This is a genomic window from Flavobacterium notoginsengisoli (genome assembly GCF_014207905.1).
Lineage (GTDB): Bacteria > Bacteroidota > Bacteroidia > Flavobacteriales > Flavobacteriaceae > Flavobacterium > Flavobacterium notoginsengisoli_A.
In genome coordinates, this window is the sequence record NZ_JACHLB010000012.1 from 45,243 (window position 1) to 59,246 (window position 14,004).

A 14,004-nucleotide genomic window follows, 5' to 3' on the forward strand; every position below is an offset into this window, starting at 1 on the left:
TCTAAGATTTCATTTCTCGTTTATATATTTGTAATCAGTCTAAATAAGAATAAATTACAAATATTTATATGAAAACAAATCTTAAGACACTTACTAACAATGTGTTATTAAAAGTGTTTCTTGCAATTCTGACGATTTTTTTAGGGTCAGAAAGTGCTTTTTCTCAATCAACCGTAGGTACAATCTCAGGTAAAGCAATACTGAAAGACGGAAATTCTTTACAAGGTGCCAAAGTTAAAATTTCAGAATTAAATAAAACAACGATTACCGATTCTGAAGGTTTTTATCAATTAAAAAATATTCCTTTCGGAACCTATTTGGTAGAAATAGATTTAAATGGTTACGATTCGATGCCAGCAACAATTTCTATCGATCAAAATAATTTGGATGCAAAAATTGATTTCGAATTAACGTATACTTCTCAAAAATTAGAAGAAGTAATTATTAGTTCTGGAGGAAACCGATTTGCGAGAAAAGAAAGTGAAGAGGTTTCTAAAATGAAACTGAAAAACATGGAAAATCCGCAAGTTTACACCATTGTAAGCAAGGAATTAATGAAAGAGCAGGTAATTACAGATTATAATAGTGCTTTTAAAAACGTTCCTGGAGCAGGTATTGCTGAGGTTAGAAATCAAGGAAGAACGACAAGTATTTCTAGAGGATTTGCAACACCTCAACTAGTAAGAAACGGTGTGGGAAGTTTTACTTACAACTCAATCGATCCGTCAAATTTAGAGCGTATTGAGGTTATTAAAGGACCATCTGCAACTTTATTCGGAAGTACAATTTCTTCTTTTGGAGGTTTGTTCAATAGAGTTACCAAAAAGCCTTTTGATTTCTTTAAAGGAGAAGTTTCTTATTCTGCGGGCGATTGGGATTTGAATCGTTTTACAGCCGATATCAATACGCCGTTAAATGATGATAAAACAGCACTTTTTAGAATCAATACAGCCTTACATAGCGAAAGAAGTTTTCAAGATGCTGGATTTAGTAAAAGTTTCTTTATCGCGCCAAGTTTTTCGTATCAAGTAAACGACCGATTGACTTTGTTGATTGACGCTGAGTTTAGCGCTTCAAAAGGAACTTCGCCAACAAGATTAGCGCCTTTTACGGGAGCTACGGCAACAGCGCACAGTATTACAGAAATGGGAATTCCGTATAAACTTTCATTTGCTAATAATACAATTAATTATACTGGACAGCAGTATAATATATTTGCACAGTTAAAGTATAAAATATCAGAAGAATGGACATCGCAAACTGTTGTTTCTCGTACAAGATCATCTTCTGAAGGATATACAGTGGCCTTAACAGCTTTGAGCAACGAAACTTTAAGACAGCAAGTTACAAGTCAGGATTATCCATATTACGGTACAGACATTCAGCAAAACTTTAATGGTGATTTTAAAATCGGTAAATTACGTAATAGAGTAGTAGCGGGTCTAGATTTTTACAGTCTTCGAGCAACACGTAACGATGCGACGATAAATATGCCAGCTATAAACTATAAAAAACCTGGCGATGCTTATAATAACTTTACAGAAGACAGAATAGCGCCATTATTTGCAACGGCAAAATTTAATAATTTTGTTTCTAATAATGAAAGAACTTATAGCGCATATGTTTCTGATGTATTGAATGTTACGGATAGATTATTGGTAATGGGAGGTATTAGAGCCGACCGTTATATCAATAAAGGAGTGTATTACCCGAGTCGAGATTCTATTGCAGGAAGTTATAACCAAACTGCTTTTTCTCCAAGATTTGGAGCTGTTTATCAAGTTATTAAAGAGAAAGTTTCGGTATTCGGAAATTACATGAACGGATTCAATAATGTTGGTGGATCTGATTTTAACGGAAATACTTTCAAACCAAATCAAGCAAACCAGTTAGAAGGTGGTGTTAAATTTGACTTTAATAAAATAAGCGCGACTTTCAGTTATTATGATATTAAAGTAACGAATATTACTCGTGACGATCCAGATCACGCAAATTTCCAAATTCAAGACGGAACTCAATTGAGCAAAGGTTTTGAAGCAGAATTAATTGCAAATCCAATTCGTGGATTAAACATTGTAGCGGGTTATACGTATAATGACAGTGAATACACAAAAGCCAATCCGAGTGTAAACGGATTACGCCCGACAACGGCAGGTTCTCCAAGAACAGCCAATCTTTGGGCTAGTTATCGTTTGTTTGAAGGTCCAGCTGCAGGTTTAGGATTTGGTTTTGGAGGAATTTACGGAAGCGAATATTACCAAACTAACACGGCAACTTTTAAATTTAGTATTCCTTCTTACACCGTTCTGGATGCTTCTGTATTCTACGACAGACCGAAATTCAGATTAGGATTAAAAATTGATAATCTTACGAATGAAAAATACTGGTCGTATCGTTTAGCAGCTCAAAATCCGACTAGAGTTACTGGAAATATTACGTTTAAATTCTAAGATTTTAAATCTTTCGTTTAAATGATATTATCTACATTTGGATTTTATTGCAAATCATGACAAAAGGTTTTAAGAATACCATTAGACAAATACATTTGTGGCTCGGTTTAGCATCGGGCCTCATTGTTTTTATAGTGAGCATCACGGGATTTCTTTATGTTTTCGAAGAAGAAATTCGTGATTTTTCGCAGAAAGAATATCTGCATGTTCCGGTTCAGGAAAAGCCATTTATAGGTTTAAAAACGATTATTGAAAATTATGAACGTCTGGAACCCAAACAAAAAATTACGGCTTTAAAAATAAATAAAGAAGAACCGAATTCAACGGTCGAAATTTCTACCAAAAAGAAAAAGACTTACTATTTTAATCCGTACGATGGAACTTTAGTCAATCAGCAAGGTTCAGATTGGTTGAATACTGTTTTAGAAATACATCGAACATTATTATTGGGAGAAGTTGGCGAATTCATTCAAGGCTGGTCGGTTGTGATTTTTATCATTATGCTGATTACAGGATTAATTTTATGGTTTCCAAACCAAAGGCGTTTACTCAAACAATCTCTAAAAATAAAATGGAGCGGTTCTTTTAAAAGAGTCAATTTTGATTTGCATCAAGTTTTAGGATTTTACGCTGCAATCTTTCTGCTTTTAATTGCTTTTTCTGGAACTTATTTTAGATATGATGCCGTAAAAAAAGGAGTAAGTTTTGTCACTGGAAGCAAACTAAGAAAAGGAGATGAAATTGTTTCTAATGCTAAAATAGATTCGACTACAATTCCTGTTCGCTACAATAATATTTACGAAAGTGCCAATGCAAAATATCCTGGTGCAACTTCAGTTTCATTTTCAATTCGAAAAACAGGCGAACTTAGATTAAGAATGACGTATCCGAACGATTGGGCAAGAAATCAAAACACTATTTTCTTTGATGGAAAAACGGGACAAATGCTCCGAACAAAATTATACAAAGACAATAACGCGGCGGATGTTTATGAAGCCAGTAATCACGATTTGCATACGGGCGTTTTCTTTGGTTTAATTGGAAAAATAATCTGGAGTTTGGTAAGTTTGATTGGAGCTTCTCTACCAATAACTGGATTTATAATTTGGTGGAAGAAAGGAAAGAAGTCTAAAGGGAAAAGTAAGGAAGAAAGAGTAAAGAAGAAAGAGTGAAAAACTTTTAGAAGAATATACTAATCGCAAATGTCTTTGGCTTTGCGATTTTTTTATTCTAGAGCTTTTCAAAATTGCTTTTTTAAGTTTCACTACAAATTTTTTCCAACTCATTACAAAATATAATTTTCTCTTTTTATTTTGTAAAAAAAACAAATTTCAATGTTCTAAATTTGGTCGAATTGTAAAAAATACGGCCATGCAAATCAATTTAAATTTAGACTCATTTTGGGAAAGTAAAAAGAAAGTTTCGCTTTGGGAACGATTATTTAGAAGAAACAAAACCATCAATAAAGCGTTGACTACACCAGAAATAATTGGTAAAAAATGTCAAGGTTTAGTATTGCAAAATCAAAACTTAAAATCGTTTCTGTTTTCTACAGACATGGCGCTTATCGAAAATAATGATGCCGATGCGATTCTAGCCGTTTATCCTTTTCCACCTTCGCCAAAAATCATAAAAACCCTGATTGATTTTGCGGGAAAACCAATCGTCTGTGGCGTTGGTGGCGGACAAACAAAAGGCAAAAAATCAGTAGAAATGGCAATCTATGCCGAAGAAGCTGGAGCCGCAGGAATTATTGTCAATATTCCGTTTGAAAATAAAGACATTAAAAAAATAAGAGAAAAAATTTCCTTACCGATTATAGCAACCGTTACATCTTCCTATTATAATTTTCTAAAAGGAAAAATCGATGCAGGTGTAACTGTATTTCACGTTTCAGGCGGTGCGAATACCAGTAAAATTGTAAAAGAGATATCAGATAAATTTCCAAATTTTCCAGTTATGGCAACAGGCGGAAAAAGTCTAGAAAGTATTCAAGAATCTATAAACTCTGGTTCAAGAGCAATTGTGCTGTCGCCACCTTCTAACAAAGATTTATTTAAAACGGTAATGGATAAATATAGAAAGACTTTTGGTTGATTTTTTGGTTTATATTTGTTTAGATAAGCAAAAGTCCTTCAGCTAGCGCGAGCGTCTCGCTTGTGAACACAACAGAAAACACGAGCGAGACGCTCGCGCCAGCTGTGCGTGTTGATTATAAGTTAGTAAAAATGAGATTTTTGCTTTCTTGAAAATATGTCGAAAACTAAGACTAAATTTTTTAATGACTAAGGAAACAATTTTAAAAACTATATTTGGATTACTATTTATATCCTTATCTATTTATTTCTTTAGAGACTATTTTGACTTTAAATCTGAAATCGTAAATAACAAATTGATATCATATTCTTTTATCGAAAAAAAAATAAATAAAGGAGGCAGAGGAGAAAGTTATGATATGATCTTCTTTTATAACAGACAAAAACATTCAATATCCATTACCAGTACAGAATACTATTTAATTGAGGAAGGAAAATTTCCTAAATTGTATCTATCTAAAAAAAGTAATTCAATTTTTTCAGTTTGGTCAATAAAAAGATCTCTAAGACTTGGAATATTATTTCTTTCTCTTTCGATAATTTCTGTTTTTCCATATTCTTTGTTTCGCAAGTTTTTTTCGATTTAAATAAAAGTTAAGCATATTGAAACTCTTGCGAAAGTTGATGAAGAATTGCTGAAAAAATTATTACTCTCTAAAAATAACTTTGATTTTTGAAGTTGAAAAGTTTTTAAGACTTATTGATTTATTCGAATTGTCTAATTTTGAAAGCGTTGACACGTTATTCATAAAATGCTGGACATAATAATTTCCTTCAAAATTTTGGTTCTCTAAATATTCAACCATTTTTGTAAAATCAGATTCTGAAATTAAATCAGAATGAAAAGTCGTGCGAACTTCAAACGGAATATTTGACTGAATTAAAAGCTTTAAACTTTCTTCAAATTCAAAAAATAAGCCTGATTGCGTTAGTTTTTTAAAGGTATGAGGAAGACTTTTATAATCTAACGCAACATAATCAATTAATCGATCATGAATCAGGCTATTCAATATTTTTGGGTTTGAGCCGTTGGTGTCAATTTTGACTTCAAATCCCATTGCTTTGATTTCTTTTATAAAATCAATTATTTTTTTGTGTAAAGTACATTCGCCGCCGCTTAAAACTACCCCGTCCAATAATCCTATTCGGGTTTTTAGAAAATTCAAAACAGTTTGAAAATCTATTTTTCCCTTTCCTAAAACAATATCAGGATTGTAGCAGTATAAACACCGCATGTTACAGCCTGCAAACCACACTATGCAGGCCGTTTTATGCGGATAATCTAATAAAGTAAAAGGCGTGAGGCTAAATATTCCTTTAATAGATAATGGTTTCTTCGAAATGTTTACGTTGTTGGTGTTCACCTTTTTTTCCAATATTAAAACTTTCTATAGGTCTGTGATATCCCATTACGCGGGTGTAAACCAAACATTTGCTTCTTTCTTTTTTATTTTCTGCTAAAACTTTATGCGTTTTTGTTTTCATAAGCCAAGTGTTTTTGATTGTTTTTTTGAAGTAAAATTTCATCGCATTTCGGACAATATTCATGTTCTCCGTTTAGATAACCATGAATTGGACAAATGCTGAAAATTGGTGTTACTGTTATGTAAGGCAATTTGAAGTTGGTTAAAACTTTCTTTACGAAGTTTTTACAAGCTTCTGGACTGCTTATTTTTTCTCTCATATAAAGATGTAAAACTGTACCGCCAGTATATTTGCATTGTAATTCGTCTTGAAGCATTAAAGCCTCAAAAGGATCGTCTGTAAAATCTACCGGAATCTGCGAACTGTTTGTATAATAGATATTTTCATTTTGCCCTGCTTGCAAAATTTCAGGAAAACGTTTTTTATCTTCTTTCGCAAAACGATACGTTGTTCCTTCTGCTGGAGTCGCTTCCAGATTGTACAGATTTCCAGTTTCTTCCTGAAATTCTTTCATTCTTAACCGAATATGATCTAGAATTTCGGTCGCAAAATGAATTCCAGAACTGCACGTAATATTTTGTTTTCCTTCAGAAAAATTAATCACCATTTCGTTCATTCCGTTTACGCCAATTGTAGAGAAATGATTTCTAAAATGTTCCAAATAACGTTTGGTGTAAGGATAAAGTCCGCGGTCGTACATTTTCTGGATAAAAGTTCTTTTTTTCTCCAAAGTCGATTTTGCAATCTGTAATAATTCATCCAAATGAGTAAATAAGTTGATGATATTTCCTCTGTGCAAATAGCCCAAACGCGCCATATTGATGGTTACAACACCAATACTTCCTGTCATTTCTGCGCTTCCAAAAAGCCCATTTCCTCGTTTTAGCAATTCTCTCAAATCGAGTTGTAATCTGCAGCACATACTTCGAACAGCATTAGGTTTGTAAGCCTCTGGGTTTTCAATTCGATTTCCTTTTTCATCCAAAATATATTGGCTTCCAATAAAATTCTGAAAATAAGAAGAACCAATTTTAGCTGTGTTTTCAAACAATAAATCAACATTTTCTCCTTGCCAATCAAAATCTTCTGTAATATTTACGGTCGGAATCGGAAAAGTAAACGGTTGTCCGTTAGCGTCGCCTTCAGTCATAACAGTGTAATACGCTTTATTGATGAGGTTCATTTCCTGTTGAAAATCAGCATATTTTAAATGGATTAGTTTTTCAACGCCTCTTTTTTGAGCTTCATCAATTAAAATCTTATCTTTTATTTTAGCGAATAAATGTTCGTTATTTTGTGTCGGAATTTGTTCTTTTAAATCTTCTGGAACATTCCAATCCAATGTAATATTCGTAAAAGGCGATTGTCCCCAACGCGCTGGAACATTCAAATTATAAACAAAACTTCTAATTGCTTTTAAAACTTCTTCATAAGAAAGCTGATCTTTAAAAACATAAGGTGCCAAATACGTATCAAAAGAACTGAAAGCCTGAGCGCCAGCCCATTCGCTTTGCAAAATTCCAAGAAAATTAGCCATTTGCCCCAATGCTTCTCTAAAATGAGAAGGAGGTCTGCTCTCGACACGTCCTCGAACGCCATTAAAACCTTCATTTAATAGCACTCGGAGGCTCCAACCAGCGCAGTATCCGGTAAGACAATCCAAATCATGAATGTGTATGTCGCCATTCCTATGAGCAGCACCTTCTTCTTTATTGTATATTTTATCCAGCCAATAATTGGCGATCACTTTTCCTGCGGTATTACTGACAAGTCCCGCATTCGAATACGAAATATTCGCATTGGCATTGATTCGCCAATCTGACTGGTTAATATATTCTTCGACAGTTTGCGTGCTGTCTATATAGGTAGTATCATCATTTAAACCATTAATATGTTCGCGCTGTAATTTTCGGGTATGACGGTAAATAATAAACGAACGCATGGTTTGAAAATAGCCGTTTTCAAAAAGAACTCTTTCAATAATATCCTGAATCTCTTCGACAGGCCACGAATATTTGACTTCCAGACCAGAAAGAACAATTTTGTATATCTTTTTGTCGAAAGGTTTATTGACACTTTGAAAAGCTTTTTGAATAGCGTCCAGAATTTTATAAGCTTCAAAAGGCTTATAATCTCCATTGCGTTTTATTACATATTTTTCCATCCTAATATTTATTTACAGTACTTTTTCAAAAGTTTTTTCGAGTTCAATTACTTTTGGAAACAGGATATTATTTTCTAAATGAATATGTTTTCTTAAATCTTTTTCAAATTCTTCCAACATGGCAAAGGCAACTTTGTACGTATTGCAAGATTCTGTTGGAGGCGTGTAGTTGTTGGTTAAAGCTGCAATTCGTTTAAATCTTCCGCTTTCTATTTCATGATCTTCTTTCAAAGTCGTAATCGGATTTTCAATACTTAAAAATGGAGGCGTGCCTAAGTAGTCTCCTTTAGTCTGAGCATTTTTCATTTTTATAATGAAAGGAAAAACAACCATTTCTTCTCTTTTCATATGAGCCTTTAGATCTAGATAAGATTTAGAAAATATGGTGTGTATTTCATGTAATTCAGGATGAATAGGGCCATGAACTCCAGATAATTTATTTAGATATTGAAGAATTATAGGCGCTTTTTCATTAATGTATCGATGATGTGTCTTAGTGAGATAATCTGCAATTATATCAACTGGCCATGTTTTATAATCGAATGATTGATTAACGGTACTTCTTTTTGCATCTCGAATGTATTCAATTAAAATGGTTTCATCAATATCTCGTTTTTTACAAACTTCTTCGATGGTTCTATATCCTTTACAGCAAAAATCAATATGGTATTTTGTAAAAACGGCTGCCGTTCTGAAATCATCTGCTACGATTTCGCCAATGGTACTTTTATTTGTTAGTTTCATAATGGGAGGTATAGATTAATTTTTGGTTCAGCACATTTGTTTGTTTGGCGCTTCTTTACATTGCTTAATTATCAGTAGCGCAGTTGCAATCATATTTGAAAATTCTATAAAAGGAATTGTAATTTCATGCGATTCTGTAAGTGAAACAGCATAATTATGAAGCTCTTTTATTTTGATAAAAACTTGTTCGGCGTCGCGTTCTTCACTGGTGTAAAAAGAAGTGACCAGTTTTTGCAATTCTTTTTTTAATATTTCAAAAGCCATATAATCGTCAACTCTATGTGCTTTTGGAAATTTTGGAATTAGTATTTTGGATGAAAAAATAAATTCAGCAATAGTTTTGTCTACATTTTCAGAAGCTTGATGCGCAAAAACCAAAGCCTCTAAAAGCGAATTTGAAGCCAGACGGTTTTTTCCGTGCAGTCCAGTTCTTGCGCATTCGCCAACGGCGTAAAGATTTTTTATTGCGGTTGCACCATTTTGATCAACTTTAATTCCGCCACACTGATAATGGGCAGCCGGAACAACCGGAATTAAATCTTTTTCTGGTTTTATACCTAATTCATTGCAATGCGCTGCAATTACTGGAAAATGAGCATAAAATTCAGCTTTGTTCAAATGTCTGCAGTCTAAATAAACATGATTTTTTCCGCTTAAACGAAGTTGTTTAGTAATAGCATCAGAAACCATATCTCGTGTAGCCAATTCGCCTCGAATATCATATTTAAACAAAAATCTTTTCCCATCGTCGTTTACAATATGAGCGCCAAAACCGCGAACGGCTTCGGAAATTAAAAACAACGGATTTTCTTTTCCTGTAAACAAAGCTGTCGGATGAAACTGCATATATTGCATGTCTACAATTTCTGCTCCTGCGCGAGCAGCCATTGCAATTCCGTCTCCAGTTGCAATTTTCGGATTGGTTGTGTTTTCAAATAGCTGACCACATCCTCCAGTACTTAAAACAACAGTTCGTGTTCTAATGTATTTTATTCGATTGTATTTCTTTTCATAAAAAAAGGCTCCGGTACAGATCGTTCTATTCCGCTTCACTTCTGTATTCAAGTCAATGACCAGATGGTTTTCTAAAAGTTCAATGTTTGGCATTTTCTTGATGATCTTGAGCAGTTTTTGCTCAATCTCCAATCCGGAGCTATCTTTATGATGTAATATTCTGTTTTGAGAATGTCCGCCTTCCAGTCCTAAATCCCATTGGCCTTTTTCATTTTTGTCAAAAGAAGTTCCAATTTCAATTAATTCCTGAATTCTTTCGGGAGCTTGCTTAATAACCATATTAACGATTTCTTTATCGCAAAGGCCGCCTCCAGAGCGAAGCGTATCATGTATATGCTTATTAAAACTGTCTTTTAAATGATCTGTTACAACTGCAATGCCGCCTTGTGCAAGCTGCGTATTAGTGTTTTTTGCAGTTTCTTTAGTCATTATAACAATAGATAAATCTGGACGTTTTTTTGCTGTTTTCATTGCAAAAAATAATCCCGAAATACCAGAACCGATGATTAATATATCTGTTTTAAGCATGTTATTTTGATTTTAGCGTTATTGCATTTTTATGATAACTCAAGCATTCTTTCAATTGGTTTTAAAGCTTCAATTCTAAGCTCTTCTGAAATCTTCATTTCTGGACTTTCATTTTTAAGGCACAAATACAATTTTTCTAGTGTATTCATTTTCATAAAAGCACATTCGCTACAGGCACAGCTGTTGTCTTCTGTGGAAGGAGCCGGAATCAGCGTTTTATCGGGTACCGCTTTAGAAAGCTCATGCAGGATACCGGCTTCTGTAGCCACAATGAAAACGGCAGCAGGATCCGTTTTAATAAAATTAATAATGCCTGAAGTAGAACCGATATAATGCGCCACTTTCAAAATATGGCTTTCAGATTCAGGATGCGCTGCTATTTTAGCTTTCGGATTCTTATTATAAATCTCAATTAGTTTGTCTAATGAAAAGGCTTCATGCACAACACAAGAGCCTTTCCATAAGACGAGGTCACGTTTGGTTTCTTTTTTGAGATAATTACCTAAATTCTCATCCGGAGCAAATATGATTTTTTGTGTTTCGGGAATAGACCCGATTATTTTTTTGGCATTCGCCGAAGTACAAACCAAATCGCTCATGGCTTTTATTTCGGCAGAGCAATTAATGTATGTTACCACAATATGATTGGGATATTGTTTTTTAAACAATTTAAAATATTTCGGATCGCAACCATCTGCAAGAGAACAACCCGCATCCCAATCTGGAAGCAATACTTTTTTGTTTGGATTTAAAATTTTAGCCGTTTCTGCCATAAAATGCACTCCAGCAAAAACAATAACATCAGCATTTGTATTTTGCGCTTTTTTAGACAATTCTAGACTATCTCCAATAAAATCTGCTATTTCCTGAATCTCTTCATTTTGATAATAATGAGCTAGGATTACAGCATTCTTTTCTGCTTTCAATCGAGTGATTTCCTGTCTTAAAAAGTTATTGTCCATTTTGAAAGTTGATGGTATTTGTAATTTTAATACGGTAAATGTATTATCATCATTTCTTTCAAAACATGATTCAAATCATGCTGTTACATATTTTTTTTTATATTTTATGCGATGAAGAAAGTATTTGAGAAGTGTGCGAAATAAAAAAAGGCTTTAACTCTTTTAGAGTTAAAGCCTTTTATCGATCTGAATGATTTTTATTTTCTTAACTAGAGAAATTCAATCCTTTATTTTTAAAACTTACATAAAGTTCTTGTCTTGCTGAACTTATTGTTTCTTCGGTTCTATAAATGCTACACCAGAACTTAATAAGCAATTTATATTTTCCGTCAGAAATAGAGCTGTAATAAATCTGAGATGGTTTTGCATTGTTTACCAAAGGAAGATTAGCCAGTGTTTCGTTTACAATAGTATTTATTTCTTGCGGAATGGTTTCTCCATTGATTTCAAAAGTAATTTCGACCAATTTAAAATTATCAGTGTACGTCCAGTTGGTGATATTTTGAGATAATAAATTACCATTCGGGATAATAATTTCGGCACCATTTGGCGCATTGATTTTGGTAGTTCGAAGTCCCATCGATTTTACACGACCAGATTCTGAACTAATCTCGACAACATCACCAATCTGTATAGGTTTATCAAAAATTAAAATAATTCCAGATACAAAATTGTTAACCACATTTTGAAGTCCAAGTCCGACACCGACACCTAAAGCTCCTAAAAGAATGCTTAATTTATCTAAAGGCATTCCAGAAGCCGCAACAGCCAATAAATAACCGCTAATTAAAACAACTAATCGCGTAATAAGTAATTTAGAATGCTGTCTTTTGTTGATGTTTTCTTCGTTTTCATCGTCAATTTCACCAAAGAAATACGCCACATATTTCTGTAATAAATGGGCTGCCCAAATGATAATAAAGAATAAAACGATATTGCCCAGCGTAAATGTAATACTTCCAATTGTGTTGGGATGGCTTAAAAGAGATGCTAAAGAAGCACGAAGCGATTCCCAAATATTTAAATTTGAAGCAATAACAATCAGCCACATATAACTGATTACGATGATAAAAGGTTTTTTAAGTGTGTCTGATAAACTTTCATAATCAAACATTTTTTCAATTCCTCTTTTAACTCTTGTTGTATAAATCTGCAATAAGATAATTTCTAAAATAATCTTCAATAAAACACTTAGTGCAACAATTTGAGTTAAAGAAATAAATGCAGTAAGACTTAACATATTTGATAAAGAAACTCTTCCAAACAAATTGTAAAGAATCGACAAAACATTTAATCCGATAAAAAGAATGCTAGCCCATTTAAGAAAGCCTTTTATATACAATTCATCTTTCAGCGTTTTAATCTGAACCAAACCATAACGGATTCCCAAAAGATTAATCGCAACAAAAGCAAAGCGCTGTAATAATCCGATGGTTATAAATAAATCTAGAAAACAAAGTGCAAAGAATAATCCAATAAGAAAAAGCCAGTTTCGCATAGAAACTCCCGACCACTGATTTTTGAAAAGTATTGTTAAAGCACCGAGTAAAAGAAGCTGTATAAATTCTAAAAACAAAGCTGGTGCATACAAATTAGTCACGACTGCAATGTTCAATGCAATTACAATTACAGGTACTAAAACGCCTCGATTTAAGTACTTAAAGTTTAAAAGAGAAAGACTTTCAGAATAACCGTTTGCTTTTAAATATTTCACATTTCGGTTAATGTACCAAAACAAAAGTCCCATAAAGAAACATAATGTAATCAATCCGCCAGCCTTGTAGCCTAGATAATATTCGGCAACATTTTCTTCAATTATAATTTTGGCTTTAATGTTATGCGTTACTTTTTTAGAAGCTGCAGAATCGTTAATCTGCCACCAAGAAGGATATTCTTTCTTAAAAATACTGATTCCAGATTTTTCAAGTTTGCTTTCAACCGTAACTAAAGCATTCGAAACGGCAATTTTTCGCTGAACGGTCAGTCTTTTTTTATTGTTTAAAGTAGTCTGATTTTTAGTCATCAAACTATCTGTGCCAACGTATCTTTTTCTAAGATTTGCAAATTCTTTTTTGAACTGTTTACGACGAATCGTATCTTTTATCAAAGTCATTAAAGTCTTGTCTTTTCGAAGTTCGATAACGCGACTTTTGATCTTTTCGAGATTCAGATTTCGTTCATTAATGGCTTTATTCTGGTCTTCTAATTCCTGTTGAATTTCTTGAAGAACAATGCGATACATTTGCTGATTACGCACATTTGGATTTGCGCCTTTTAAACTTTCAAGAATTAAATTCAGTTTGCTTTCTGTACGTTTCATCTCGCCAAAAAGATGACGAGTATCGCCAGCAAAATCAATGTCATTGTAGGCAGATTCTAATACTTCTCCAGCTTTTTCGATCGCCATTAAATAATCGCTGTCGGTAGCTGTGGTATCATTAAATAAACGTCCGCGGTTTTCTTTTTTGACTTGTTTTTGTTCTTGCGCGTAACTAGACTGTGTAACGAAAAAAACAAAAAATAAGGATAGGAAATAAAAAGTTCTCTTTTGAAAAATCATAATATAATGGCTTATTTAGGGAGTTCAAATTTAATTTTTTTTAGAAAACTTTCGGTTACGA

At 33.3% G+C, this 14,004-nt stretch carries 11 protein-coding genes; 3 read left to right on the forward strand and 8 right to left on the reverse strand.

Going from position 1 to position 14,004, the window contains the following annotated elements; all coding sequences use genetic code 11:
- Positions 1 to 68: 68 nt before the first annotated feature.
- The 3 genes from HNP35_RS23185 (at position 69) to HNP35_RS23195 (ending at position 4,547) form a co-directional block, all read left to right on the forward strand.
- Positions 69 to 2,450 (forward strand): TonB-dependent siderophore receptor, encoded by a 2,382-nt coding sequence (locus HNP35_RS23185; protein WP_184168022.1) that lies wholly within the window; start codon positions 69 to 71, stop codon positions 2,448 to 2,450.
- Positions 2,451 to 2,506: 56 nt separating this feature from the next.
- Positions 2,507 to 3,622, forward strand: a complete 1,116-nt coding sequence (locus tag HNP35_RS23190; RefSeq protein WP_246453671.1) for a PepSY-associated TM helix domain-containing protein — start codon at positions 2,507 to 2,509, stop codon at positions 3,620 to 3,622.
- Positions 3,623 to 3,821: 199 nt separating this feature from the next.
- Positions 3,822 to 4,547, forward strand: a complete 726-nt coding sequence (locus HNP35_RS23195) for a hypothetical protein (protein ID WP_184168024.1) — start codon at positions 3,822 to 3,824, stop codon at positions 4,545 to 4,547.
- 414 nt (positions 4,548 to 4,961) lie between these two features.
- Here HNP35_RS23195 and HNP35_RS23200 read toward each other — a convergent pair whose 3' ends face one another.
- From HNP35_RS23200 to HNP35_RS23235, 8 genes are all read right to left on the reverse strand, one after another.
- Positions 4,962 to 5,117: a hypothetical protein gene (locus HNP35_RS23200; RefSeq protein ID WP_184168026.1), complete on the reverse strand. Its 156-nt coding sequence runs from the start codon at positions 5,115 to 5,117 to the stop codon at positions 4,962 to 4,964.
- Between the two features lie 76 nt (positions 5,118 to 5,193).
- The gene (locus tag HNP35_RS23205; RefSeq protein WP_317618030.1) at positions 5,194 to 5,910 is read right to left on the reverse strand and encodes an anaerobic ribonucleoside-triphosphate reductase activating protein; all 717 of its coding nucleotides are present in this window, start codon (positions 5,908 to 5,910) and stop codon (positions 5,194 to 5,196) included.
- Positions 5,864 to 6,031, reverse strand: a complete 168-nt coding sequence (nrdD, locus tag HNP35_RS23950) for an anaerobic ribonucleoside-triphosphate reductase (protein ID WP_184168028.1) — start codon at positions 6,029 to 6,031, stop codon at positions 5,864 to 5,866. The genes HNP35_RS23205 and nrdD overlap by 47 nt, the downstream gene beginning before the upstream one ends.
- Positions 6,012 to 8,135, reverse strand: coding sequence for a ribonucleoside triphosphate reductase (locus HNP35_RS23215; RefSeq protein WP_184168030.1), 2,124 nt, complete (start codon positions 8,133 to 8,135; stop codon positions 6,012 to 6,014). The genes nrdD and HNP35_RS23215 overlap by 20 nt, the downstream gene beginning before the upstream one ends.
- A 12-nt stretch (positions 8,136 to 8,147) precedes the next feature.
- Positions 8,148 to 8,879, reverse strand: coding sequence for an iron-sulfur cluster repair di-iron protein (gene ric, locus HNP35_RS23220; RefSeq protein WP_184168032.1), 732 nt, complete (start codon positions 8,877 to 8,879; stop codon positions 8,148 to 8,150).
- Positions 8,880 to 8,906: 27 nt separating this feature from the next.
- Positions 8,907 to 10,421: an L-aspartate oxidase gene (gene nadB, locus HNP35_RS23225; protein WP_184168034.1), complete on the reverse strand. Its 1,515-nt coding sequence runs from the start codon at positions 10,419 to 10,421 to the stop codon at positions 8,907 to 8,909.
- A 29-nt stretch (positions 10,422 to 10,450) separates the two neighbouring features.
- Positions 10,451 to 11,383, reverse strand: a complete 933-nt coding sequence (gene nadA / locus HNP35_RS23230) for a quinolinate synthase NadA (RefSeq protein WP_184168036.1) — start codon at positions 11,381 to 11,383, stop codon at positions 10,451 to 10,453.
- 205 nt (positions 11,384 to 11,588) lie between these two features.
- Positions 11,589 to 13,943, reverse strand: coding sequence for a mechanosensitive ion channel family protein (locus HNP35_RS23235; protein ID WP_184168038.1), 2,355 nt, complete (start codon positions 13,941 to 13,943; stop codon positions 11,589 to 11,591).
- Positions 13,944 to 14,004: the final 61 nt, after the last annotated feature.